We start from the raw sequence: 25,582 nt of genomic DNA on the forward strand, positions 1-25,582 counted from the left end.
TACCAATCATGTGATGATGCGGAGTGCCGGGGGAAGCGCAGTCTCCATTCGTCGCAGGTTTTTCGTTTATTGTATAAGAGGGTATCCGCATGAAGGAATGGCTCAGCGGCATCGTTGGAGAGAGTGCGGCTAATATTGTTGGCTTCATCCTAATATTTGCGATCATTCTTGGCGGAATTTTCGTTGTTCTCAGTATCATTCGCCGTTTCAGCGGAGGTACTTTCGTTTCCAACGGGCGTACGCGACAGCCGCGCCTTTCGGTGATGGACGCAGCAGCAGTCGACAGCCGACGCAAGCTCGTGCTTATTCGCCGCGACGACGTGGAACATCTCCTGCTCATCGGCGGGCCAACCGATGTTGTGGTGGAACAGAATATTGTCATGGAATCGCGGGCTCATGCGCGTGTGCAAGCTTCACGCATCGAGCCTGAACATATCGAACGCTTCAAGCAGCACGAAGCAACCCTGACCAATGACAAGGCGGAGCGCCCTGCTCTCTCACTGCAAACACCGCAGGCCGAAGAGAAGGACGAAGCGATCCAGATCACCTCCGCAATCGAAGCACCGGTCTACCGCAAGCCTGAGCCAGCACGAGAAGAGCCGGTCCAGCAGGCTGCTGCACCTGTTCGCGTGCCGCCGCAGGCGCCGACGGCACCAATCCCGCCGCGACCACCTGTCGAGCAGAAATCCGCTCAACCACCCCAACCACGGCCTCAACCGCGCCCGGCGCCGAACTATCCGCCGCAGCCACGCACCGTATTGCCGCCCCGCCCCGCGCAAGCACAGCCGCAGTCAACACGTGCACATCCGGCCTATCCATTGAGCCAGGTTTCGCGCGGCGTTCTGAGTTCAACCTCGTCCGGTGCGACCGCCACTGCAGCCGGTGTTGCCGCCGCCGCATCGGTTGCTTCAGCAAATCTTGGCAGCATCGTTCCCGAGCGTGAAACAACGGTTGCGGATAAGTCTCCTTCGGTCGATGTAACCGGACCTACAGTCTCTTCGACTGCAGCTCCGGCATTCAGCGCCTCTTCGGAACCGGAGCGCGTCGAGCCGGAAATCGTGGTTGCCGAGTCAAAGCCTGTAGAAACAGAAGCCGTAGCAGTAGAAACGCCGAGCGATAACCTGGCCGATCTCGGCGGTGCGTTGCACGAAGCAATCGCTGCAGACGTCAATTCGGAGAGCGCCGCCAGCGCTGACGCCAAGGACGCGATCTCATTCGATACCGAATTCTTCGAAAATGAGCTTCTAAGCTCACTTGATATTTCCGCAACGGACGACGTTGTCGAAGACAAGGCGAAGGATGATATCGAAGATGAAATGGAAAAGCTTCTCGGTGAATTGACCAAGGATGAAATTCGCAGAAGCTGAGCTTCCGGCCAAAACTTGTCTCGATACAAAGAAAATAGGCTGCGGAAACCGCAGCCTATAAATTTTTCAAACCGTCTCGAAGCTTAGTCGTCGCGATAGACTTTCTCACGACGCTCATGGCGCTCCTGCGCTTCGATAGATAGCGTAGCGATTGGACGCGCATCAAGCCGCTTCAAGCTGATAGGTTCTCCCGTTTCCTCGCAGAAGCCGTATGTTCCTTCATCAATGCGGCTCAATGCTGCATCGATTTTGGAGATCAATTTGCGCTGTCTGTCGCGAGCACGTAGCTCAATTGCCCGATCCGTTTCGGAGGATGCCCTATCCGCCAGGTCCGGGTGGTTTGCATTTTCCTGCTGTAGCGCCTCAAGCGTTTCACGCGCTTCTCGCAGAATATCATTCTTCCACGCGACCAGTTTCGCGCGGAAGTAAGACTTCTGCCGCTCATTCATGAACGGCTCGTCTTCAGTGGGCCTATAGTCAAGGTCAATCAATTCACTCATTCTGAATTACCCCACATCTAGGAGACGCGAGCGGTTATATAGTTCCATAGCAACAAGGACACAACATCAAACAACCGTATCCCACTACTTTTTAGTGCATCAATTTTGTATGATTTTGCATCAAAATTATGCAATTCAAAACTGCACGCAAAAAATTGCTCTTTGGACTTTCAGAATAACTTCAATCAATTGCCAATAAAGTGGGTATATTTTCCAGTCACTGTCACCATCAACCTATGGAAGCATAATCAGCCCAATAATTAGGCATGCGGCACCTGTAAATAATGCTGACAGACATCAAAAAATCGGGAGAATGGACCATCGGAGCGCTCAATTGCGCTCGAAATATGGTCGAAAATGCTCACAAAACACAGCTTGGAACGTTACAGATGAGTCGTTTGCTTCTCCTTAGACATGCTAAAGCCGTGTGGGCGAAACCTGGAATGAAGGATTTTGACCGCCCTCTTGATCAGGAAGGCAAAGCTTCGCTCGACCGGCTTGCTAGGACAATGAAGTCAATCGATCTGTATCCTGATCGGGTGGTTCTTTCCGGTTCATGCAGAACGCGAGAAACCGCGTTAGGCATTATTGAACGTCTGGGTATCGAGGTCGAAACCATCGTCGACGATACGATCTATAGCGGCGGCGCGGCTGACTACATGCAAGCCATACGTGAACATGACGATGTGCAGACGCTGTTGCTCGTGGGACACAATCCCAGCATAGAGGATCTGGCGCTGGCCTTATGTGGCGATGGCAACAAGGATGGCCTCTTGAAGCTCCGTGCAGGTTTTCCCACTGCCGCACTGGCAAATATTACATTTCCTGCCACACTGGGCGAACTCGAACGTGGAGCAGGCTATCTCGAAAGCTTCATACTACCCCAGTAGATTTTCCGTAAGTGCACCAACATTCCTTGCCAAGACCGCTGACACAACCCTATCTATACCGCTGACAGATCATTGAATTCGGCGAGGATTAATTGGCTAAGCTGACAAGTATTGGCGACGAAGCGAAGATCGCACTGGATACGCTGGCAGATCGTGCGACCGGGCTTTTGTCTCCATCATTGCGGCTCGGTGTGACTGGTTTGTCGCGTGCCGGAAAAACGGTCTTCATCACGGCTCTCGTTCACAACATGCTGCATGGCGGCAGGCTTCCGATGTTCGAGGCCTATAAATCGGGTCGCATTTCACGTGCGCTGCTCGAACCGCAGCCCGATGATGCAGTCCCCCGCTTTCAATATGAAGAGCATCTGTCGGCTTTGATCGATGAGCGTATCTGGCCGGACTCCACGCGCGCAATCTCGCAATTGCGCCTGACAATCGAATATGAATCCGCTTCTGCCTGGGGGCGCTGGCTGTCACCGGGCAAGCTTTCGGTCGATATTGTGGATTATCCCGGAGAATGGCTGCTGGATCTGCCTTTGCTGGGCAAATCCTATGCTGAGTTCAGCGCGGATTCTTTTGCTCTGGCCCATGAACCGACGCACAAGGATCTGGCTCAGGATTGGATCACCGAAGCTTCCCTCGTCACCCCTTCCGAAAAGGCAGACGAACTGACCGCACAGCGACTGGCAAAAAGCTTCACGGCTTATTTGCGTGCAGGCAAAGCCGATGAGCGTGCATTATCGACCTTGCCGCCAGGGCGTTTCCTGATGCCGGGCGATCTCGAGGGATCACCGGCACTGACATTTGCCCCGCTTCCCGACCTGAAACCGGACGATCTGAAGGCCGGCTCTCTGGGGGCAATGATGGAGCGGCGCTACGAAGCCTATAAAACCTATGTCATCAAGCCCTTCTTTCGCGAACATATTGCGCGGCTCGACCGGCAAATCGTGCTTATCGACGCCATGCAGGCAATGAATGCTGGTGGCGCGGTCGTTGCCGACCTCGAACGTGCACTCACCGATATCCTGTCCTGCTTCCGACCGGGACGCTCTAACCTGCTAACCGGCCTGATCCAGCGACGGATCGGCCGGATTCTCGTGGCTGCAACGAAGGCCGACCATCTGCATCATGAAAGTCATGACCGTCTGCAAGCCATCGTGCGCCGTCTCGTGGAGCGAGCAATAGAGCGCGCCGACTTTTCCGGCGCGGATATTGATGTTCTGGCAATGGCCGCCGTTCGCGCTACCCGTGAGGCAACTGTAACACAGGGCAAGGAAACCCTTCCCGTCATCGTCGGCACGCCGCTGGAAGGCGAAAGGATCGACGGTGAAGTATTCGATGGCGAAACCGAAACAGCTATATTTCCCGGTGACTTACCGAAGAATCCCAATGCGATTTTTGAAAAGTCCTTTGCACAGGATGACCCAGCCATTCGTTTCGTCCGTTTCCGGCCGCCCCGGCTTGAACGTACTGCCGAAGGCATCACGTTGTCCCTGCCCCATATAAGGCTGGATCGTGCCTTGCAGTTTCTGATTGGGGATCGTCTCGCATGACAGAGAAGACACCACGCAAACCAGCTTCCTTTACGGTAAGCCAGTCCTCTAACCGCCCCGAAGCAGCGGATGAAGTGCCACGTCGCCCTCGTGCTGTGCGAGACCTTGATGTTGTTGTCGCCCAACCGGATGTTTTCGCATTGAGCGAGGAAGAAGCGGCAGAGCTGGAAATCCTCGATCCGTCGTTTGAAGCGCCTGAACGCAAGGGCTGGTCGCTTAGCAGAATACTTTTCGGTGCACTCGGTATCCTTGTTTCATTCGCCATCGGCATCTGGACCGAAGACCTTATCCGAGCGCTATTTTCCCGCGCGGATTGGCTGGGCTGGACTGCTCTAGGTGTCGCGATAATTGCGCTCGCCGCCTTTATCGCCATCGTCGTTCGCGAACTGGTCGCATTACGCCGCCTCGCTTCGGTGCAGCACCTTCGCAAGGACGCGGCAGATGCCGCAGAGCGGGACGATATGGCCGCGGCCAGAAAGACAGTGGACGCCTTGCGCTCAATTGCGGCGGGCTTGCCGGAGACGGCACGCGGACGACAGCTTCTGGACGGTCTGACAGACGATATCATTGACGGCCGAAACCTGATCCAGCTTGCCGAAACAGAAATTCTTCGCCCCCTCGACCGTGAAGCACGCACACTTATTATGAATGCTTCAAAGCGGGTTTCGATTGTCACGGCAATCAGCCCGCGTGCGCTGGTCGATATCGGTTACGTCATTTTTGAATCAGCTCGGCTGATCCGCCGACTGTCACAACTTTACGGTGGTCGTCCTGGCACGCTGGGCTTTCTGAAACTTGCCCGCCGGGTCATTGCCCATCTGGCCGTGACAGGAACGCTGGCTATGGGTGATAGTGTGATCCAGCAGCTCGTCGGCCATGGTCTTGCGTCCCGGCTATCGGCCAAGCTCGGTGAAGGCGTCGTCAACGGACTCATGACGGCGCGCATCGGGATTGCCGCCATGGATGTGGTGCGTCCGTTTCCATTCAATGCGGAAAAACGCCCCGGCATCGGCGACTTTATCGGCGATCTCGTGAAGATCAACGGCGAACGACCGGATAAAAAGCATCCCGGAAAATAGCGGTTTATTTCCGAAGCATTAACCATTCGCGACGATTATGGATAGATAGAAATCTGCGCCAGAATCGAGCGACCAGGTGTATCGGCACACTCCCCTGAACCGTGCCCTTCTCTGTCAATCGGCTTATGGCAACGTCGGCAAATCCGACGGTTTGCGAGGCGCGGCCAGCTTTTGGTCGTGACATGCTGGAAAACAACGATTAGGAATGACGTCCGATCAAGGTCGTGAATCCGGGACAGAGCTGAATATGAAGAATTGCATCGCCGCCTGCCTGACGCTGCTGCCCGTGTCATTTTCCGCTGCGCCGGTTCTGGCCGCTGATAAGGACAAACAGTTCTTTCAAACGATCGAAGGCCAATGGTCAGGCCCGGGTGAAATCGTCGCCGGGAAATACAAAGGCACGAAATTCGTCTGCAATCTCGCCGGATCGACTCCGGATGAAGATATTGGCATGACACTCGATGGCACCTGCCGCGTTGGCGTCTTTTCGCAGCCGATGAAGGCCACCGTCACGCGTGTCGGGTCCGCTTATTCCGGCAAATTCAATGATGGTGCAGCGGGCAAAGGCCTTGATGTCACGTCGGGTTCCGTCAGTGGAAACAAGGTTGTTTTCGGCCTGAACCGCAAGCAGCTCAATGGTGCGATGCTGGCACGTGTCTCCGATCCGAACACGATGAACGTGACGGTTTCGGTGCGGGTCGACAAGGAACTGGTTCCGGTCATCGGCATGAGCCTGAAGCGCGTCGATAATATCGCTGTCGGCAGTATCGCCAAGAACTGACCGGAACGCTATTCACGCCACCAGCCCGCATCCGTGCGGGCTTTTTCTATTCCGGATCGCTCTATCCCGGCATTCCAGTCCGCAACGACCTTGCCTGCAATTTCGAGAGACGATGCAATATCGTTCAGGGGCACGAGGACGAAAGCCCGCTCGTGCATACGCGGATGCGGAAGCTCGAGAGCAGCATCCGTCATGACGACAGCCTCTCCCGCATCATCCTGCATTGCCAGTATGTCGATATCGATGATGCGCGGGCCCCATCTTTCAAGCCTGACACGCTTCAAAGAACGCTCCACATCAAGGCAGGTCGCAATCAACTCCAATGGCTGCAACGACGTTTCTATCTCTGCACAGGCATTGTGAAACCACGCCTGATCCGTCTTCCCCCATGGCGGCGTGCGATAGACTGCCGAAACCGCAACGACATCCGTGTCGGCTCGTTCGTCCAATATACGTAACGCCTTGCCCATCGAAGCGACAGGATCATCGATGTTTCCGCCCAGCCCCAACCAGGCGCGATAATGTCTGCCTGTAGTCACTGCGGATAAACCACCGTCACTTCAACATGGTCCAATACGCCCGGAACAGGTGCATTCGGCTTGCGGACGGTAATTTCTGCGCGCTTTACCTGCGGAAACCGGGCGGTCATTGCCTTGGCCACGTCGAGAGCCAGCGTCTCGATCAGATAGCGCTGCCGACCGGTGATAATGTCTTCAATAACCGCAAAAGCGATACCGTAATGCACAGTACCATCGATATCGTCGTTCTCCAGCGCATTACCCGGATCGACATCGAGAATAGCATCGACGTAAAAACGCTGACCGAGCTTGTGCTCTTCATCGAAAACGCCGTGATGCGCGAAAAACGCGCAGTTCATCATTCGGATCGTGTACACGGCTTCACTTTCTATTTTCACTGCGTCTGGATTGCAGGATATCATCTGCAACGGCAAGTGCATCTCTATTAAAAGCGACATTGTGAACACGGAAGATGTCGGCACCTGCCAAACGCAGTGCGACAGACGTTGCCGCAGTTCCTATGTCGCGGTCGAGCGGATTGTCCCTGCCCGTCATGCCGCCGATAAAGCGTTTGCGCGACGTGCCGACGAGCAACGGGAATCCGAATTTCTGCAATTCGCCTGCTCTCGCCAGCAGCGCAATATCCTCATCCTTGTTTTTGCCGAAACCGAAACCGGGATCGAGCACGATGCGGGTTTCTTCAATGCCTGCCTTTTTCGCTATATCCAGTGAAGCATCCAGGAACGAGAACTGATCTTCGATAACATCAGCAAGAACGGGTCGATCCCTGCTGGTATGCATGATGACCAGCCCTGCGCCGCTCCTTTTGGCGACATGAGCGATTTCTGGTTCTCGTTGTAGTCCCCAGACATCATTGACGATATGTGCCCCGGCATTGACTGCCGCCTGTGCTGTTGCTGCGCGGTAAGTGTCGATGGAGATGATGCAATCGTATTTTTTCACCAATGCTTCGATGACCGGGACAACGCGCGCGATTTCCGTTTCGGAATCGATCGCAGCAGCTCCGGGCCGGGTCGATTCTCCGCCAACATCAATGATCGTCGCTCCATCAGCGAGCATCTGACCGGCCACTTCGATGGCCCTTTCCAGCTCATTGTGGTGGCCGCCATCGGAAAATGAGTCTGGCGTGACATTCAATATGCCCATGATCACGGACTTTTCCCCCAGACGAAGGCTTCTTCCATGAGCAACGTGCCATTCTTTCGTCATAGCGAAATGTTCCTGTGTCATTTCCTTGGGCTGTTTACTTGGGGGCATTTCATTGCGGCGAGGTTGCAACCAACCTCGCCTGAAGTCATTTTGTGAAGGGCGTTATAGTTCTCTTGACGATTGCATGCCATGCTCGCGGCAATAAAAAGCGAATTTCTTACTGGTTTTAGAAAGAGGTGCCAGGACATGAATTTGAGGAAGAAGGTTCTGGCTCTCAGTGCAGTTCTTGCCATCGTAGCTCCCCAGGCGGAAGCCGCCGCGATCTTTCGCGAATTCAGCTACTATACCGTGAGCGGCAAAACGGCAGCGGACCTCGACAAGGCTCTTTCCCGCAATGGACCCTTCCTCAAGAAGACTGGTCAGCATCATCCCGGTGCCGCTGAAATCCGTTTCGATGCGAAGGTACGTTATGGTCGCGCGCCCGGGAAAGCCTGCAAGGTGCAGGACGTCTATGTAAACGTTCACGCAAAGGTCTCCCTGCCCCGCTGGAAACAGCGCCGCAAGGCCACGCCGGAACTGGCGCTGATCTGGGATACTCTGTTGCAGGATATTCGCCGCCACGAAGAGAGCCACATCGTCATTGCCCGCAGCTTTGCAAGCCAGATGGAACGGGAAATACGCGGACTGCGCACCCGCACGGATTGCTCTGTGCTTCGCGCTGACATCGACAAAGTGACTGCACGCCTTATGGAAGCGCATGATAAGGAGCAACAACGTTTTGACCGGGTTGAGACGATCAATTTCGAAAACCGCTTTGCACGCTTGCTGACTTATCGCATGGAGCGCGCCCAGCAGGCTTCCAAATAACAGTAGTGCCGAACTATCTCAATTCGCGGCGTATAGCCTGCGTCATCAATGCTGCTTCATGGAACCCTGACAGGATAAGTTTCAGCTTGCCCGGATAGTGGCAAGCATCGCCGATAGCGTAGACCTTCGGAATTGAAGTTCTGAAGGTCTCGGGACTAACAGCCAGCATGTTGCCCGTCTTGATTAAGGAAACTTCGGCCAGAGGGTCGGGGCGAATAACCTGTCCATCGAGACCGAAAGCACCAAGACCGGATGCAATCACCGCTGTCCGTGCTTCAAGCTTGTCGCCATTGCTAGTGTTAACAGCCACGCCGTCATCATCGACCGCGATGCTGACCGCTATCTTGTTAAAATGAAAAACAGGATTATATGGCGCGATCTGCTTGAGAAGCCTTTCGACAAGCTCCTCACCCATGATTTCAGGAAACCCGGGCACGTCGTAAATCGGCTTGTCGGCATAGAGTGCCGTACATTGACCACCGGGCCGATCACTGGCATCGATGAGATGGCACCTGAAACCGAACAGCCCCAACTGAAAAACGGAAAAGAGTGCAACAGGCCCGCAGCCGATAATGACAATATCATTCTGCGGTTCGGCGCCCATCACATCACCATCTCTTTTAAAACTTAATTCTGGCGTTCGGGCACCTGCACGACAAGGCCGTCAATATCGTCAGAAACCCGGATCTGACACGAGAGGCGTGAAGTAGGACGAACTTCATAAGCGAAGTCCAGCATGTCCTCTTCCATCGCGTCAGGCCCGCCGACAGTGTCCGTCCAGTCTTCATCAACATAGACATGGCAGGTTGCGCAGGCGCAGGCACCGCCACATTCCGCATCAATGCCCGGAATGCCATTGCGAATGGCAGCTTCCATCACGCTTGACCCGTTGTCGGCTTCGACTTCGGTCCGTGTCGCGCCATCAGCTGATACGAATACGATCTTCGTCATTTTTATTCCTTGAAACACACAAGTTTCGCGCGATCTTCATCCTGAGCGCCCGTCACTGCCTTGGCAGGGAAACGCAAATAAACTCGGAATGGCAGATACGGCGTTCTGCAATTAGTTTCAACCTTGACCGCGCCCGCGCCCACAACTGCGCCAATATGCCGTGCATCGACGACGAGTTTCCCTGCCTGATAAACCCGACAGTTGCGCCTAAAACCCGAAAACTCTTCCTTGCCGTCTGCGGAAACTGCATCATATGATGTGAATTGAGGGGCGGTTAGGAATGACGGACAGAATCCAGCGCTCCAGCGGATGCAATCATGAAATGAAATTCAGTTATCCAGACACTCTATACGGGTATTTTTGTTAATAAACTCGTAGAGCTTTCCTGGATGAAGGAAACGGTCCGGATCGATTTCCACAACTTGCTGGTAAATGCGGAAAGCCCGGAAATGTCGAATTTTCATGAATTGAGCCGGTTTCTGTTAACCTTGTATTTAAAGTTTTAGGTATCGGCAGAAGAGGCCTATTTCCTTAACAAGCCCGAGCCGATACGATGCAAAATGGCGGAGAAAGTTTTGTAACGGCCTTTTTATGGTCCGGCCGTCGCAGTAATGAGTACGAGGTAGGCAAACAATGGCTTCCAAATCCAAGGCACAGAAGCTCGACCTTGAGGTTGAAAAGGCGCTGGAACAGGCACTCGATATCGATTTCGGTGACGATCTTGATATCGACATGGACTTGAGTGCGTTCGATGAAGGCTTCTCCGTCGATGATCTGGAAGAACAGATTTCGCGCGCGGCTGAAGAACTTGTTGCTGAGCAGAAGACCAAGACGGTAGAGCCCGTTGCCGTTTCCCCTGTGGAAACTGCTGCAAAAGTGGCCACCATCACCACTGCCTCGGTGATTGCAACGCCTGCAGCGCCGCCGGTCCCGCCGGTTGTGAAAGCTGCCGAACCAGTTTCGCAAGGTACGGCCAATGTTCAGCACAAGCCTGCCAACACTTCGAAGGTCGCAACGCCTGCGCCCGAACCTGTTGTCAGCAAGCCTGTTTCCGTTGCACCTGTTGCAACCGCCGCCACCGTTGCATCCCCTACCTTCACGCCGGCCAATGACGATTCCCGCAGTGAAAAAGCGATTATCGCCGCTCCACGCCGTGCGACGGAAAACTCCTCTAAGCTTTTCTGGACGACAACTGCAATCAGCGTGCTCTGGGCCGCTGGCGGCGTCGCCCTGAGCAAAGCCATCAATCCTGATGTCTTTTCGACCCTGCAAGCCACCAAGGACTTTTTCACCTCGCCCGCCGGCCTCGGCGTCGTTGCGGGTGTAGCATTGCCGGTCGCCATGTTCTGGGGCTTCGCGCAACTCGTAAAGCGCGCGCAGGAAATGCATACGGCAGCACGCAGCATGTCGGAAGCTGCAATGCGCCTGCTCCAGCCGGAAGCCGTATCCGGTGATCGCGTTTCTACCCTCGGACAGGCAGTGCGCCGCGAAGTCGCCGCCATGAACGAAGGCATCGAACGCACCTTGGCTCGTGCCGTCGAGCTGGAAACGCTCGTTCAGTCCGAAGTCAATCAGCTTGAGCGTGCTTATAGCGACAATGAAGTTCGCATTCGTTCGCTCGTCAGCGATCTGGGCAACGAGCGTGAAGCTGTTGTCAGCCATGCCGAACGGGTACGTTCATCGATCTCCGGTGCGCATGAGCAGCTTAAGGAAGAACTTTCCAGCGCGTCCAACATCATCCGCGACAATGTACTGTCTGCCTCGCAGCAGCTGAGCACCCTGCTCGGCGAATCCGGTGAACGCCTGATCGGCAGCATCAATGAAAGCGGCGGCGCCATTGCCGAAGCCATTGAAACCCGCACCGGTGACATCGGTTCCCGCATCACGACTTCGGGCGAAGCTTTTGCAAACCTGCTCGATACCCGCATTGCAACGCTTGATGAACAGTCGCGCACTGTATCGGACCGCCTGACGGAAGCTCTGGACGAACGCACAACCGGTATTGCCAATCTGCTTGGCGGTGCAACGCAATCCATGGTCAGCGAATTCGACACCCGTCTTGCAAACCTCGAAAGCACCCTTTCCGAGCGTGGCCGGTCGCTTCTGTCCGAATTCGAAGCCCGTGCGCATGCTCTCGACAGCAGCACTGAGAAGCTCAATGCAGCTCTCGAAACCCGTTCGCGCCAGATCAACGAAAACCTCATCGCTCGTACTCGTGAAATCGCAGAGACCTTCTCCAGCGGTCGCACGTCTCTGAGCACGATGATCGACGAAACCAAGACAAAGATCGGCGAAGATCTGACATCTATCGGCGAAAGCGTCGGCAATATTCTTGGCGAAAAGGCCGATGCCTTTGCAGGCAAGCTTGCCGAAAGCCGTGATGTTCTGGCTGCTTCGCTGGAAGGCGAAACGGAACGCGTTTCCTCCGTCATCCGCGGTCATGCCGATACGCTTGCTGCACGCACGAGCGATATCGAGAATGCCGTTAACGTCAGCGCATCTGCCCTCAACACCGTTGCCGATAGTCATGCGGCAATTCTGGAAGAGCGGACCAACGCACTGCGCGAGACAATAGCAAGCCATTCCGCACTGCTTGATGCAAGCTTTGCAGACCACGCTCGTTCGCTGGAAGAGCGTGCCACCACGCTTCATGGTGTCATTGCGGGCAATCAAGCCATGCTTGCTCAACTGATGGATGAGCGTGCCGCCGCAATGCGCGATAACTTCAACGAAAACCGTGAGGTTCTCGCTCGCACTTTCGATGAGCGCGTAAATTCGCTACAGGCGCTCATCACTGATAATCAGAACACGCTCGCACGCATTCTCGATGAACGTGCAAGCAGCATGACTGATTCCATTGGTGCCGGTCGCGATGCATTTGTTGCCGCCTTGGGCGAACATGTTCGTCAGGTCGAAGAGCGCACGAGCGGCCTTCATAACGTCCTGAACGATCACAACAATGCCCTCTCAGGCATTCTGGACGGTCACGAGCGCACAATTGAAACGCGTGCTGCCGAAATCCGCTCGACCCTGAGTGAGAGCACTACATCGCTGAGCCAGACGCTGCAGGATCACAGCGATATCCTGGAACAGCGCACGACCAACCTTCACAACGCAATTGCCGACAGCAGTTCGACCATCAGCCGCGCATTTGAAGGCCAGACCGGCATTATCGAAGAACGCACACAGACGATGGAAAAGGCACTCACCATCGGCGTCGACAATGTCCGCCGTGCACTCGAACAGAGCGCTGGCATCGTTGCTGGCACGCTGCGCGAGAAGATCGGTGAAGCCGCGAGCACGCTTTCGGCTGAAGCAGCCAAGGCTGGTGAAGCTCTGGATGGCTTCGGCGAAGCATTCAGCGCTCGCCTGATCGATAATCTGTCTGGCACGGAAGCACGTCTCGGCGACCGCGCCGACGCGATTGCCGGTCGTCTTGGTGAGATCGAAAGCCGCCTCACCGGCGAGCTTGGCTCAATCGAAGCCCGCATCGCCAACACGGCAAGCAGAACCAGCGAAACGCTTGCTGGTCACAGCGAAGCCTTCGCTGCAAGCGTCGCCGACAACCTTGCTGGCACCGAAACGCGCCTCAATGAACGCGCCAGCGCTATTGCCAGCGGTCTTGAAGCAATCGAAAGCCGCCTCACCGGCGAACTTAGCTCGATTGAAGCGCGGATTGCCGATACGGCTTCCAAGACGAGTGAAACGCTTGCAGGCCATAGCGAGTCCTTCTCGGCCAGCGTTGCCGACAATCTCGCTGGCACCGAAACGCGCCTCGCTGAGCGTGCTGACGCGATTGCAACCCGTCTCGGTGATATCGGCTCGCGTATCACGATGGAACTCGGCTCCGTCGAGGCTCGTATTGCACAGGTAACCGACACGACTGCGGTGACGCTAGAAGAACGTACTCGTGAGCTCAATGCCGTTCTCGCTGCCCGTTCGCAGGAAATCACCAAGATCCTCAACGATACGGCAGAACCGCTTGTACAGCGGCTTGCTGATAGCGGTCGTGGACTGGCGCAGCAGCTTGAAGAAGCAACCCATGCCGCAACAGACAGGCTTCGTTCGGAAAACGCCGCTCTGGTCAATGCGCTTGCAAGCCGCACAGCGGAAACGATTGCCGCTGTTCAGCAGGCCAAGACCGGTCTTTCCGACAATGTCAGCGAACTGATCGATCGTCTTGCAGCCTCCAACGGCGAACTGGGCAAGTTGATCGACACTGCAACGCGCAATCTCACCGATATCGATGGTCGCCTTGTCGACACGACCTCGAGCTTCGTTGAAAACACCAACCGTGCAGCGCAGATGTTCCAGGCCTCCACTGGCCTGATTGACGGCAATATCGGTACGCTGCGCGCTATCTCCGACAGCACGCTGTCGCAGATCGCAGACATCGCCGACCGCTTCGAAGAGCACGGAAAGGTTCTCTCTTCGGCTTCCGACATGATCAACACGGCGCAGAACGGCCTTGTCAGCACGCTTGAAGATCGTCATCAGGCGCTCGACAAACTGGCATCCGGTCTCGTCGAGAAGTCGGAAGGCGTGGAAAAGCTGATGCAGTCCTTCGAAGGGCTGGTGACCTCCGCATTCCAGCGCGCCGAAGGCCAGACCCGTTCGTCTGCCGAGAAGATGCGGGAAAGCGTTTCGGAAATCGTTGAACAGGCAGCACAGAAGTTCTCTGCAGCGACCGACGATATTCGCCGCACTGCAAGCGAAATTCGCAACGAGCTCAACACGACCCGTGGCGAACTGAAGCGTGGCGTTCTCGACATGCCTGCCGAGGCCAAGGAAACCACGACCGCTATGCGCAAAGCCGTGAGCGAGCAGATCAATGCGCTCAAGGAACTGGCCGAAATCGTCAATAAGTCCGGTCGTCTGGTAGATGTCGGCGAAAGCCGTGCTGATCGTCCGGTTTCGCGTCCGGCACCGGCAGCAGCTCGTCCAGCCCCTGTTCAGGCACCGGTGGTACAGGCAGATGTTGCAATTCGCCAGCGCGCCTACGAAGCGCCGAAGGCTCAGCCTGCACCGGCAGCCGCACAGGCAGAAAAGCCGCGTGGATGGGTGTCTGATCTCCTAGCCCGTGCTTCCCGCGAGGAAGAAGAAGCCGCGCAGCCGAAAGCTCAGCCGGTCGCAACGCCTCGTTCACCAAGCCATGTCGTTGAATCGCTGAACTCGCTTTCGGTGGACATTGCCCGCGCTATCGACCATGAAGCTTCGGTGGAGCTTTGGGACCGTTATCGTCGCGGTGAACGAAACGTCTTTACTCGCCGTCTCTATACGCTGAAGGGTCAGCAGACTTTTGATGATATCAAGCGCAAGTATCAGACGGATGGTGAATTCCGCCGCGCCGTTGACCGCTACATGGACGACTTCCAGCGTCTGCTTGAAGATGTAGCCCGCAACGACCGTGACAACATGGTGACGCGGACTTACCTCACCTCGGACACTGGCAAGGTCTACACCATGCTTGCCCACGCAAGCGGTCGCCTTCGCTAAGACCAGAACTAAAAGAAAACGCGGCCTTCGGGCCGCGTTTTTGTTTGTCTGGCTCAGATAAAAACAGCTGGTTCCGTTCAATAAAAAAGGTCGGCGCAACATGCCGACCTTTTTTATTGTTCCATCTTGCCTCGGTTGGAGTACATCTCGAAAAAAGTGAAACGGTTTTTAGACAAGATGTACTTAAAAAACAAACAGTTAGAGCACTGTCACTGTCCAGCTAACAATCTCGCTAGCAGTCCGTTCAAAAGCCGCGTCGAGTGCCTTCACATAGGCCGCATTCGTTGCACCGCTTACCGGAATGGCCGTACGGAATACGCGGGTTGCACGGACTTCGCCGTTCTTGTCATTCATCAGTTTGACAGCCAGTTCGACCACTGCGAGCTTAGGCGATGCATAGGCCTGAATGCCGAACATGCGCAGATCGGTCAGAATCTGATAGTTGATTGCCAGCCCGTCTCCTGGACGGCCAATCCCGCCGAACACACCTGTATTCTCATAGGCCTGCACCAGACGTGACTGCACAATGTTCGTCAGCCTGTCGCCCCATTGAGCACCCTTCAGATATTCGATGGAACCGGGCGCTGAGCTGACAACGATATTCTCGCTATCGAGCGCCTTAAGGGCTGTTGGCGTCGGAACCAGCAACTGTGTGTTCTTGCGGCTTGGCGAAGAAACACCGGGCTGCGGTGCAGACAGATTGAACGTGTCGAGCGGCGTCGTCGTCCCGCAGCCAGCAAGAAGTATGCTGAGCAGAACAGATATTGAAGTTGTACGACAAAGAGTGCGACGTGATTTCATGTCAATAAGGCTAGCTTTGGAAATCAATGACGCGTCCTCCCGTCATACTGAGGTACATTCCCTTTACCGCCAAAGATAAGGCGCTGAGGGTTACGCTCGAGATCGGTAATTGCCTGTTCTATCCGCTGAATGGAGCGGCGGCTATCCACCACGACTGATTGCACATCACGCAATCCCTGTCCCGAAAAACGCTGGAGATTGTCCGCAATCGGCCCCATCCGCTTGTCGAGATTGTCGGATGTCTGGCGGATGGATTCCAGCGTTGCCTTAGCCTGTGCAACAACCCCATCCTTGTCGTCGCTCGACAGGAGCTTGTCCGTTTTCGCCAGAATGGCGTCAACACGCACAGAAGCAGCGTTCAAGCGAGCCATCATATCCTTGGCGTCAGTGACGATCTGGTTGATGTTTCCGGTGTTCTCACCAAGTTCCTGAATAATGTTGGCGTTCTGTGCCAGTGCGTCGGTGAAAGTCTTCGTGTTGTTGATTGTATCCGTCAGCGGTCCACGAGCATCCTTCACGAAACCCTCCAACTGACCAAGCACGGCATTGGCTCGTGCAGCAATATCCTGTGCGGTAGCAAGAAGATTGTTGATTGAGGACGGATCGGCATCAATACGCGCAACCGAATCTACGTTTGCAGCCTCGGTCAGAAGATTGGGCTCATCAAGACGACCGCCCTTCAGTTCAATATAAGCCTGCCCGGTCAGCCCCTGAAAACCAAGAGTTGCTGCAGTTGAGCGGGTAATAGGTGTCGTCGCGTTGACGCGGGTTTTAACGATCACCATTTCTGGATTGGTTTCATCGAGTTTAAGTGCGCGAACATCACCAACCTTGATACCGTTGAACAGAACCTGACTACCAAGCGACAACCCCGTAACAGAACCCGGGATACGAACATCGAGCTCCTGAGAATCGCGTGCTTCCCCAAAACGGGCGATCCAGAACACAAACGCGAAAGCCAACAGGCTGACGATCAGCGTAAAGACACCCACCAGAACATAATTGGCTTTAGTTTCCATATCTTATCCAGTCTGCAAGCGGCTGCCGGGCCGCCGTCTCGTTGGCGCCGATGGATCAATCTGGCGCGCGCGCTTGCCCCGAAAATAGGATTTAACCCACGGATCGTCTACCGTTAGCATGTCTTCAATGGTGCCGCTGACGAGCACCTTCTTGTTTCCAAGAACAGCGATCCGGTCGCAAATTGCAAAAAGACTATCGAGATCATGAGTGACCATATAAACGGTCAGACCCATCGTATCGCGTAGATTGGCAATCAGGTCATCGAACTCCGCAGCACCGATGGGATCCAGGCCCGATGTCGGTTCATCAAGAAACAGAATGCCCGGATCCAGAGCCAACGCACGCGCAAGCGCGGCACGCTTGATCATGCCGCCGGAAAGTTCGGACGGAAATTTTTCTGCCGTGTCAGGCTTCAAGCCGACAAGGTCGATTTTCAGTCGCGCCAGCTCGTCCATCAGCTTCGGTGACAGATCAAGATACTCGCGCATCGGAACCTGAATGTTCTCAAGAACATTCAGTGCAGAAAACAACGCACCGTGCTGGAACAAGACGCCCATACGCATGTCGATGGACATTTTTTCCATCTCATTCAGCTGATCGATGTTGCGACCGAGAATCTCGATTTCACCCGACTGTTTCTTGTTGAGACCGAGAATGGTCCGCATCAGCACTGATTTTCCCGCCCCCGAAGGACCGATGAAGCCCAGAACCTCGCCCTGGTAAATCTCAAGCGACAGCTTGTCGAGCACCGTCTGACGCCCGAACGAAACCGTCACGTCGCGCACCGAGATCATCGGCGCGGTCGTCTGGCGATTGTCTTCGTCCTGCGGTTGCGACTGGTGGTCGATGCCGTTCTCCATAATCATTCTTTAACCGAGCTCGGCTTCGGACTGAACCGTTGAACACGATTGAGGGGTCAATTTTCTGTGCAACTGTGTCTCAAAGAACCCATTAAAAACAAAGAACATAAGCAGCTTCTAAAAATTAATGGCCGCATAGAACATCGCGAACAAACCATCCACGACAATAACCACAAAAATTGCCTTCACAACGGAAGCAGTAACACGACGACCAAGTGATTCTGCACTGCCGCCGACCTTCATACCTTCTACCGAGGCGAGAATCCCGATGATCATGGCCATAAACGGTGCCTTGATAAGACCGGCGAAATAAGTATTAAGCGCCACCGCATCATGCAGGCGGCTGATGAAAGCATCGGGCGAAATATTGGAGTAAAACCAAGCGACCCCGCCTGCCCCGATCAATGCAGCCAGGTCGGAAATGATGGTGAGCAATGGCAGGACTACGACCAGCGCAACAAGACGGGGAAAAACCAGAACGCCGACCGGATTGAGGCCGATAACCGTCAGAGCATCCGTCTCCTCGCGCATTTTCATGGAGCCGATTTCAGCTGTGATCGCACTGCCTGAACGACCGGCGATCATGATAGCTGTCAGAAGCACCCCGAGTTCACGCAGCACCAGAATGCCAACCAGATCGACGACAAAGATTTCTGCACCGAAATAGCGCAACTGAAATGCGCCCTGCTGGGCGATGATCGCACCAACGATCGTCGACATCAGGATGATAATGGGAATCGCACCGACGCCCATGCGATCCATCTGCGTAACGATGGCAGCGATTGGAATACCGCTTCCTCGACCGTATTTCAGCTGGGCCCCGCGGATGGTGGCGCCCAGGATATGCATCGCCATCTTGAAGTCGTTACCCATAGAGATAACGCCACCGCCAAGCGCGGCCAGAAACGAGATAAAAAAGAACGGCTTCTTCTGACGTGGAATATCCAGAGTACGTTCGACAGCCTGCCCCACTTCCTCCATCAGAGGGAGCCAGGATTGACGCACGCCTTCAAGCTGCGCGTCGGCACTCTTTGCAACGAGCCGCTGCCGCAAGCGTTCAATCAGCCAGGCACCTGCCGTATCGAGACCGGATACGCCAGAAACATCGATTATCGTTGCTTTGTGCTCGTCCGTTTTCTCAAGACTGCGCATCTTGTCATCGACAAGATTGACGCTCTGCGAGACCCAGCGACCGCTCAACCTGATATGGCGCGCACCGTCCTGCTCCGTCAGATCAATCTTCGGCGCAGGATTATTGGTGGCTCTTGCTTTGTCGGCAGTGTCGGTCAACATGGCCTACCTCATATACGAGTCGTTGAACGACCGAAATACTGCGTCCCAGAGGGCATCTCTATGCACAATACCTTGAATATCATTGTCGAACGCTATCCCATCGCCGGAAAATTCACAATCTCCAGAGGCTCCAAGACGGAAGCCGCTGTCGTTGTGTGTGTGATTGGCAACGGTCTCAATCAAGGGCGCGGCGAATGCGTTCCTTATGCGCGTTATGGCGAAAGCATCGAGAGCGTGAGTGCCCAGATTGAAGCCACCCGTACAGCTATCGAAAGTGGTGCCACACGACAGGATATCCAGACTTTGATGCCAGCCGGCGCTGCCCGCAATGCGGTCGATTGTGCCTTATGGGATCTCGAGGCAAAGGCATCGGGCAGAAGCGTCGCCGATATGCTCGGTACGCCAACCCGACCACTTGAAACCGCGATCACCGTTTCGCTCGGCACACCCGCCGAAATGGCAGAGTCGGCAGCGAAGGTCGCTCACTATCCTCTCATCAAGGTCAAAATGGGTGGTGAAAACGATATCGAGAAGATACAAGCGGTCACGAGTGCGGCTCCGAACAGTCGCATCATTATCGATGCGAACGAAGGCTGGACGGCGGACAATATTGCCGAGAACATACGTGCAGCAGCCGACGCAGGCGTCGTTCTTATCGAACAGCCCTTACCAGCGGATAACGATCATATTCTCAGTGAAATTGAACGGCCTGTCATTATCTGTGCCGATGAAAGCGTTCATACGTCGGTCGGACTTGAGGAGCTGGCCAAGCGCTACGACGCGGTGAACATCAAGCTCGACAAAGCAGGTGGACTGACTGAAGGTCTCATCATGCGGGACAAGGCAATCAACTATGGTCTTCAGATCATGGTCGGCTGTATGGTCGGCACATCGCTCGGCATGGCGCCAGCTGTTCTGCTCGCCCAGAAAGCCAATGTGGTTGACCTTGATGGCCCGCTACTCCTCGCCCATGATCGTGACCCAGGCTTGCGCTATGATGGGGCTCTGGTTTACCCGCCGGAAGCCGCCGTCTGGGGCTGACTTGCACGTTGATAACTCTCGCTCGCGGTTCCGCTTATCGGAGCGAGAGCATCTTCGAAAATGTCCGCACAAGCGTCCCAGGTGAACTGCCTGAGTACCTGCGCGGGCTCAAACGGCTCCATCTGCAGAGCTGACAGACACGCCTTCCCAAGATCTTCGGAGAGAACGCCTGCCCCGGTTGCCCCCACAACATCCCTTGATCCGGGAACGGGATAGGCTGCCACCGGCAAGCCGGAGGCAATTGCTTCAAGCAAGACGAGACCAAATGTATCTGTCCGGCTTGGGAAGACAAACACGTCGGCTGCGGCATAGGTGTTTGCCAGCGTTTCACCTTCCTGCTTCCCGACAAACACAACCTCCGGGAAACGCGCACGCAGATCGTTGAGGGAAGGACCATCCCCGACGATCAACTTTGTGCCGGGAAGATCAAGCTCCAGGAACGCTGGCAGGTTCTTTTCCGTGGCGACGCGTCCCACACAAATGAACACCGGACGTGGCAAGTCCTTGACCACTTCCGGTCGAGGATAAAACAGATTGCGATCGACACCGCGCGTCCAGAGGTCCAGCCGCGTAAAACCTCGCCCCTTGAGATCATCCACAATAGATTGGGTCGGTACTAGCGTATGCTGGGCTGCATTATGGAACCGTCGCAGGAAAGCATAGGTCCATTGTGGCGGGACAGGAAAGCGTTCCGCGAGATATTCGGGAAACCGCGTGTGAAAGCTTGTCGTGAAGGACCAGCCCATTTTCAGGCAGGCGCGCCGTGCCATGAACCCGAGCGGACCCTCGGTTGCAATGTGCACATAGTCCGGTCGCATGGCCTTCAGACGTCGTCTAAGCGCACCCGGCGTCGTCAAGGCTAGCCGGATTTCCGGATAGGTCGGACAGGGGACCGACCGATAATCCAGCGGAGATATGACGGTGACGTCGTATCCGCGCTCAATCATCAGATCACGACATTTGGTCAGCGTGCGCACGACGCCGTTGACTTGAGGATGCCAGGCGTCGGTAACGATGACGATTTTCTTCATCGGCGGAAGGTCGCCAGTTCGCGGACGGGAAGTGGGAGCTGGATCACCCTATCCTCGCCATGCTCTTCACTGTCGGAATTGACAATACCTGTCGTCGGGCGGCGATCACGGCGTTCCGTCCATTCGATGAGCTCCATACGGCCATCGAAATGTTCAATCACGGCCGTGCAGCTTTCCACCCAGTCGCCCGTATTGATGTATTCCACGCCATTCATGCTCTCGATCGTGGCGTGATGAATATGGCCGCAGATCACACCATCAACCCCGATACGCTGCGCTTCTTCCGAAACCACGCTCTCGAACTGACCAATGAAATTGACCGCCTTTTTGACGCGAAACTTCGCCCAGGCTGAAAATGACCAGTAGCGCAGACCGAAAAGCGAGCGAACCCGGCTCATAACCGTATTTATCCAGATTGCTGTGTCATATGCCCAATCGCCCAGATAGGCGATAAAGCGGGCATTGCGTACAACCACATCGAACTGATCACCATGGATTACCAGAAACTTGCGTCCGTCTGCCGTCTCATGGATCGCGCGGTTCATCACTTCGATGCCGCCAAAATGCGTTCCCTGAAAATTGCGCAGGAACTCATCGTGATTACCAGCAATGTAGATGATGTTGGCACCCTTGCGACTCTTGCGGAGCAGCTTCTGGACCACATCATTGTGCTCTTGCGGCCAATGCCAATTGCGCCGCAGGCGCCACCCATCGACAATATCGCCGACAAGATAGATCGTCTCGGCTTCATGATAGCGAAGAAAATCCAGAAGCAGTTCCGCCTGTGCGGCCTTGGAACCGAGATGCACATCCGAGATAAAGAGGGTTCGGAGTTTTCTGGGCTGCGGAGCGTCGGTGCTCATATGGTTGTCCCCTTCAATGGCAACCTGATCTGAGCGCAGAAAACCCGATTCATGTCACAGACATATGACGGTCGGCTTTGAGGCGCGGAAGGTGGCGTCCGCGCCTCCTGTTCTGTCCACTTTAGGCGACAAGTCCCACAGTTGGGCCGACATATCGCGACTGCGGACGAATGAGCTTGTTTGCCGCCACCTGTTCACGACAATGCGCTATCCAGCCCATGGTTCGCCCCATAGCGAAAACGCAAGTGAAAGCCTCACGCGGGAACCCCAGCTGTTCCAACAACAAAGCAGTATAAAACTCGACATTGGTTTCGAGGGAGCGGTCCGGCTTGTGGCGCCTTAGAACTGCGATAGCGGCTTTCTCAACGGCCTCGGCCAATTCAACGCGGTGTTTTCCACGCCCTTGTTCTAGGGCTTCGATGTGCTTCAATGCACCTTTCAAGGCATCGGCGCGAGGATCGCGTACACGATAGACCCTGTGACCGAACCCCATCAGTCTGTCTCCATCGGCAACAGCAGATTCAAGCCAACGCTCAGCGTTGTCGGGTCTACCGATTGCATCCAGCATATCGAGGACCGGTCCGGGTGCACCACCATGCAGCGGTCCTTTCAATGCGCTGATTGCGGCAAGCAGCGATGAGGTCAATCCGGCTCGTGTCGATGCCACGACACGCGCAGCAAAAGTCGATGCGTTCAATCCGTGGTCTGAAACCGTCATAAGATAAGTGTTCAGCCCAGCGACCTCTGCTTCATCCGGCATTCCCGCATTCATCATACGAAGGATGTCAGCGCTATGGGGAAGCGTCGGATCAGGATGTATGGGACGGCGCCCCTTCTGGCCCCGCAGAATGGCCGTCGTGAAAACCGCCGGTGCCGCCATCAGATGCAAGGCTGCGGTCAGATCATCGTCGTCAGGGATGCGTGCCATCAATGCGCGAAGCGCTTCGATGGGAGACATTTCCATCAATGTATCGTCAAGCGCATCCGTATGATGAAATACCTGTACGCGCGCTTCACCGAGCGCTTTCTGAAGTTCCTCCCCTTTGGGAAGATCATTGAAAAAGCCGCCCCACAGAAGTTCTATTCCATCTTCGACGCTGCTATGCGGGACCAGATCGTCCAGCGACCGACCGCGAATAACCAGCCTGCCTGCAAGCCCATCGACGTCAGACAACACGGTTTCAGCAGCAATCACATCTTCAAGTCCGCTATTCATAATTATTCTCCTTGTTTGCCTTTCGACATTGAATCCAAGTATAGTTGACGTCAATCTTGACGAAATAGATCAATGTAGGGGGCAATAATGGACTGGCTAACTGCGGAGGAAGCCCTTGCTGTTCTCCAGACAAAGCCGCAGACTCTCTATGCAAATGTGAGCCGTGGCCGCATCCGTTCCAAGCCATTGCCGGATGATCCGAGACGCAGCCTCTATCGGTCGGAGGATGTCCATCGTCTGGCTGGCAAGCGTCCCGGTCGCAAGAGAGATAGCGTGGTTGCCGCCGACACCATTCGTTGGGGCCTGCCGATCATGCGCTCGGGCATTTCGACCATCCTGGATGGCCGCTTGCTCTATCGTGGCTGCGACGCTGCTGAGCTGTCCGAAACAGCAACGCTGGAGGAAGTGGCTGCACTGCTGTGGCAGATGGATTTCGACGGTATCATCAGAAGTGACAACGAATCGACCTTGAACATTCGTCAGACCGAGACTGCGCCTCTGGAACGGCTGTTTACTGTCCTTGGTGTTCGCGCTGCGAATGATCTACCCAGTTCGGGGCGTTCAACATCAATCCTGCAGCAAGAGGCTTTTGGTCTGCTGCAACTGTTTCACAATACCGTTCTTGGCGTTTCCGCATCGAATATGCCGATGCATGAACGCATTGCTCAGGCTTGGCAAAAGCCGCAGGCAAGTGATGTGATCCGGCGCATTCTTGTGCTTCTGGCCGACCACGAACTCAATGCATCGGCATTCGCTACACGCGTTGCGGCGTCTACAGGTACACCGCTTTCCGCTGCGGTTCTCGCCGGATTATCAACATTGATTGGCCCGCGACATGGACGAGCGGCCACAGCGGCGGCGGCTATTATTACGCAAACCCGGCAAATAGGAGCAGAAGCAGCGATCAAGGGCCAGCTCAGACAAGGAACACAGTTTCACTTTTTCGGCCACCCGCTTTACCGCGAAACAGGTGATATTCGCGCCACCGCACTATTGGAACATCTGGAATTGCCTCCCCCCTATAGCGATCTGGAACAAAGTGCCGCGAACATTCTCGGAGAAAAGCCAAACGTCGACTTCGCCCTCGCCGCCGTTACAGAAATCTATGATCTGCCGCTCGACGCACCGCTATTTCTGTTTGCGCTCGCACGCATCGTGGGATGGCTCGCCCATGCACTGGAACAGGCTGATAGCGGATCGCTCATACGCCCGAGGGCAGAATTCATGCCGCCGCTTGAATAGCGCTTCACCAAATATTGTTCGCAATGAACGCATATTCTGCCGGTAAAAGGTGGACATATGCGCCCGTGAACCAGAATCCGGTTGATCGGACTGCTCGCTTGGTGGCATGTCTCTAAAACTTGAACAAGATGTGAGGATCGAGCCGTGGACTTGGGCCTGAAAGGTCGAAAAGCAATTGTGTGTGCTTCCAGCAAGGGACTCGGACGGGCATGCGCGGAGGCGCTCGCCGAAGCCGGTTGCGATCTGGTTCTCAATGGACGCAACGAAGAAACTCTCGCCACAACCGCGGAAGCAATTCGCAAAACATTTGGCGTGAAAGTCGATACTGTCGTTGCCGACGTGTCCACCGCTGAAGGGCAAGCCAAACTGCTTGCCGCCTGCCCTGCACCGGACATTCTCGTGAATAATAACGGCGGTCCAGCCTTCAAGGATTTCCGCCTGCTCGACCGCGACGCGATCCTGCAGGGTGTGACACAGAATATGGTCACCCCCATAGAATTGATCAAAGCTGTTATCGACGGAATGGTCGAGCGCCGTTTCGGCCGTATCGTCAATATCACATCGACGTCGGTTTACGCCCCCATTCCCGGGCTTGATCTCTCATCTGGCGCCCGCGCCGGTCTGACTGCATTTCTGGCTGGCGTCGCCCGCACGGTTGCAGCCTCCAATGTGACGATCAATAACATCCTTCCCGGCGCCTTTGACACGGATCGCCTTCGCAATGGCTTTGCATTCTCAGCCCAGAAGAACGGCACGACAGCGGATGCGGAAGCTGCAAAGCGAGCATCAGCAATTCCTGCCGGGAGAATCGGTCAGCCAAAGGAATTTGGTCAGGCCTGTGCCTTCCTATGTTCGGAACATTCCGGGTTCATTACCGGGCAGAATCTCGTTATCGATGGCGGCGCCTATCAGAGTGCGTTTTAACAGCATCAAATAATAGATCTGCAAAATTGGAAAAACTCATTCTCGAAAACGGGCCTACTGAGATTTGAGCCGATAGACTAAGAACAATGACGGCCCAGAGTGCGGAAGTCGTGTACGGA

At 55.2% G+C, this 25,582-nt stretch carries 23 protein-coding genes; 10 read left to right on the forward strand and 13 right to left on the reverse strand.

Going from position 1 to position 25,582, the window contains the following annotated elements:
* Positions 1-89 precede the first annotated feature (89 nt).
* A complete protein-coding gene (locus tag OHI65_RS15845; protein ID WP_012092023.1) occupies positions 90-1,367 on the forward strand; it encodes a flagellar biosynthetic protein FliO in 1,278 nt (425 codons plus the stop codon).
* 83 nt (positions 1,368-1,450) lie between these two features.
* On the opposite strand, the gene dksA is transcribed toward OHI65_RS15845, so the two are convergent.
* Positions 1,451-1,867, reverse strand: a complete 417-nt coding sequence (gene dksA / locus OHI65_RS15850) for an RNA polymerase-binding protein DksA (protein WP_010660068.1) — start codon at positions 1,865-1,867, stop codon at positions 1,451-1,453.
* 389 nt (positions 1,868-2,256) lie between these two features.
* Between dksA and OHI65_RS15855 the strand changes: the two genes are divergently transcribed.
* The 4 genes from OHI65_RS15855 to OHI65_RS15870 all read left to right on the forward strand — a co-directional run bounded on the left by OHI65_RS15855 (position 2,257) and on the right by OHI65_RS15870 (position 6,170).
* On the forward strand, positions 2,257-2,757 hold the full coding sequence (locus tag OHI65_RS15855) for a SixA phosphatase family protein (protein ID WP_125300387.1): 501 nt from the start codon (positions 2,257-2,259) through the stop codon (positions 2,755-2,757).
* A gap of 92 nt (positions 2,758-2,849) precedes the next feature.
* Positions 2,850-4,310 carry a YcjX family protein gene (locus OHI65_RS15860; protein ID WP_029924777.1) on the forward strand — a complete coding sequence of 487 codons (1,461 nt, stop codon included), beginning with the start codon at positions 2,850-2,852 and terminating at the stop codon, positions 4,308-4,310.
* Entirely contained in the window at positions 4,307-5,389 is a 1,083-nt protein-coding gene (locus tag OHI65_RS15865; protein WP_125300237.1) for a YcjF family protein, read from the forward strand. Before OHI65_RS15860 ends, OHI65_RS15865 begins: the two co-directional genes overlap by 4 nt.
* A 247-nt stretch (positions 5,390-5,636) precedes the next feature.
* Positions 5,637-6,170, forward strand: a complete 534-nt coding sequence (locus OHI65_RS15870) for a hypothetical protein (RefSeq protein ID WP_012092019.1) — start codon at positions 5,637-5,639, stop codon at positions 6,168-6,170.
* An 8-nt stretch (positions 6,171-6,178) separates the two neighbouring features.
* Here the strand turns inward: OHI65_RS15870 and folK are convergent, their stop codons facing one another.
* Genes folK through folP form a run of 3 tightly spaced genes read right to left on the reverse strand, consistent with a single transcriptional unit; the run spans position 6,179 to position 7,918 of the window.
* Entirely contained in the window at positions 6,179-6,709 is a 531-nt protein-coding gene (gene folK / locus OHI65_RS15875; protein ID WP_125300236.1) for a 2-amino-4-hydroxy-6-hydroxymethyldihydropteridine diphosphokinase, read from the reverse strand.
* Positions 6,706-7,065, reverse strand: coding sequence for a dihydroneopterin aldolase (gene folB / locus OHI65_RS15880; RefSeq protein ID WP_010660062.1), 360 nt, complete (start codon positions 7,063-7,065; stop codon positions 6,706-6,708). The genes folK and folB overlap by 4 nt, the downstream gene beginning before the upstream one ends.
* Before the next feature lie 4 nt (positions 7,066-7,069).
* Positions 7,070-7,918, reverse strand: coding sequence for a dihydropteroate synthase (folP, locus tag OHI65_RS15885; RefSeq protein ID WP_125300235.1), 849 nt, complete (start codon positions 7,916-7,918; stop codon positions 7,070-7,072).
* Between the two features lie 186 nt (positions 7,919-8,104).
* On the opposite strand from folP, the gene OHI65_RS15890 reads away from it, so the two are divergent.
* Positions 8,105-8,725: a DUF922 domain-containing Zn-dependent protease gene (locus tag OHI65_RS15890; protein WP_012092016.1), complete on the forward strand. Its 621-nt coding sequence runs from the start codon at positions 8,105-8,107 to the stop codon at positions 8,723-8,725.
* Positions 8,726-8,738: 13 nt separating this feature from the next.
* Here the strand turns inward: OHI65_RS15890 and OHI65_RS15895 are convergent, their stop codons facing one another.
* Together OHI65_RS15895 and OHI65_RS15900 are read right to left on the reverse strand one after the other, a co-directional pair.
* Positions 8,739-9,329 (reverse strand): NAD(P)/FAD-dependent oxidoreductase, encoded by a 591-nt coding sequence (locus OHI65_RS15895; protein ID WP_125300234.1) that lies wholly within the window; start codon positions 9,327-9,329, stop codon positions 8,739-8,741.
* Positions 9,330-9,352: 23 nt separating this feature from the next.
* Positions 9,353-9,676, reverse strand: a complete 324-nt coding sequence (locus OHI65_RS15900; RefSeq protein WP_010660058.1) for a 2Fe-2S iron-sulfur cluster-binding protein — start codon at positions 9,674-9,676, stop codon at positions 9,353-9,355.
* Positions 9,677-10,309: 633 nt separating this feature from the next.
* Here OHI65_RS15900 and OHI65_RS15905 point away from each other — a divergent pair.
* Positions 10,310-15,172, forward strand: a complete 4,863-nt coding sequence (locus OHI65_RS15905; RefSeq protein ID WP_125300233.1) for a kinesin — start codon at positions 10,310-10,312, stop codon at positions 15,170-15,172.
* 198 nt (positions 15,173-15,370) lie between these two features.
* Here OHI65_RS15905 and OHI65_RS15910 read toward each other — a convergent pair whose 3' ends face one another.
* From OHI65_RS15910 to OHI65_RS15925, 4 genes are all read right to left on the reverse strand, one after another.
* A complete protein-coding gene (locus tag OHI65_RS15910; RefSeq protein WP_413541930.1) occupies positions 15,371-15,973 on the reverse strand; it encodes an ABC-type transport auxiliary lipoprotein family protein in 603 nt (200 codons plus the stop codon).
* A 23-nt stretch (positions 15,974-15,996) separates the two neighbouring features.
* Positions 15,997-16,992 (reverse strand): MlaD family protein, encoded by a 996-nt coding sequence (locus tag OHI65_RS15915; protein WP_012092012.1) that lies wholly within the window; start codon positions 16,990-16,992, stop codon positions 15,997-15,999.
* A gap of 3 nt (positions 16,993-16,995) precedes the next feature.
* Positions 16,996-17,859 (reverse strand): ABC transporter ATP-binding protein, encoded by an 864-nt coding sequence (locus OHI65_RS15920; protein WP_012092011.1) that lies wholly within the window; start codon positions 17,857-17,859, stop codon positions 16,996-16,998.
* A gap of 111 nt (positions 17,860-17,970) precedes the next feature.
* Positions 17,971-19,146, reverse strand: a complete 1,176-nt coding sequence (locus OHI65_RS15925) for an ABC transporter permease (protein ID WP_010660053.1) — start codon at positions 19,144-19,146, stop codon at positions 17,971-17,973.
* A gap of 60 nt (positions 19,147-19,206) precedes the next feature.
* Between OHI65_RS15925 and dgcA the strand changes: the two genes are divergently transcribed.
* Positions 19,207-20,187, forward strand: coding sequence for an N-acetyl-D-Glu racemase DgcA (gene dgcA / locus OHI65_RS15930; RefSeq protein ID WP_125300231.1), 981 nt, complete (start codon positions 19,207-19,209; stop codon positions 20,185-20,187).
* Here dgcA and OHI65_RS15935 read toward each other — a convergent pair.
* The 3 genes from OHI65_RS15935 to OHI65_RS15945 form a co-directional block, all read right to left on the reverse strand.
* Positions 20,157-21,218 carry a glycosyltransferase family 4 protein gene (locus OHI65_RS15935; protein WP_125300230.1) on the reverse strand — a complete coding sequence of 354 codons (1,062 nt, stop codon included), beginning with the start codon at positions 21,216-21,218 and terminating at the stop codon, positions 20,157-20,159. The genes dgcA and OHI65_RS15935 overlap by 31 nt on opposite strands.
* Positions 21,215-22,081: a UDP-2,3-diacylglucosamine diphosphatase gene (locus OHI65_RS15940; RefSeq protein ID WP_012092008.1), complete on the reverse strand. Its 867-nt coding sequence runs from the start codon at positions 22,079-22,081 to the stop codon at positions 21,215-21,217. The genes OHI65_RS15935 and OHI65_RS15940 overlap by 4 nt, the downstream gene beginning before the upstream one ends.
* 121 nt (positions 22,082-22,202) lie before the next feature.
* Positions 22,203-23,297, reverse strand: coding sequence for a citrate synthase/methylcitrate synthase (locus OHI65_RS15945; protein WP_125300229.1), 1,095 nt, complete (start codon positions 23,295-23,297; stop codon positions 22,203-22,205).
* Positions 23,298-23,384: 87 nt separating this feature from the next.
* Between OHI65_RS15945 and OHI65_RS15950 the strand changes: the two genes are divergently transcribed.
* The gene (locus tag OHI65_RS15950) at positions 23,385-24,539 is read left to right on the forward strand and encodes a citrate synthase (RefSeq protein WP_012092006.1); all 1,155 of its coding nucleotides are present in this window, start codon (positions 23,385-23,387) and stop codon (positions 24,537-24,539) included.
* Between the two features lie 144 nt (positions 24,540-24,683).
* A complete protein-coding gene (locus tag OHI65_RS15955; protein WP_012092005.1) occupies positions 24,684-25,463 on the forward strand; it encodes an SDR family oxidoreductase in 780 nt (259 codons plus the stop codon).
* Positions 25,464-25,582: the final 119 nt, after the last annotated feature.

The sequence above is a fragment of the Brucella sp. MAB-22 genome (genome assembly GCF_025908475.1).
Taxonomy (GTDB): Bacteria; Pseudomonadota; Alphaproteobacteria; order Rhizobiales; family Rhizobiaceae; genus Brucella; species Brucella anthropi.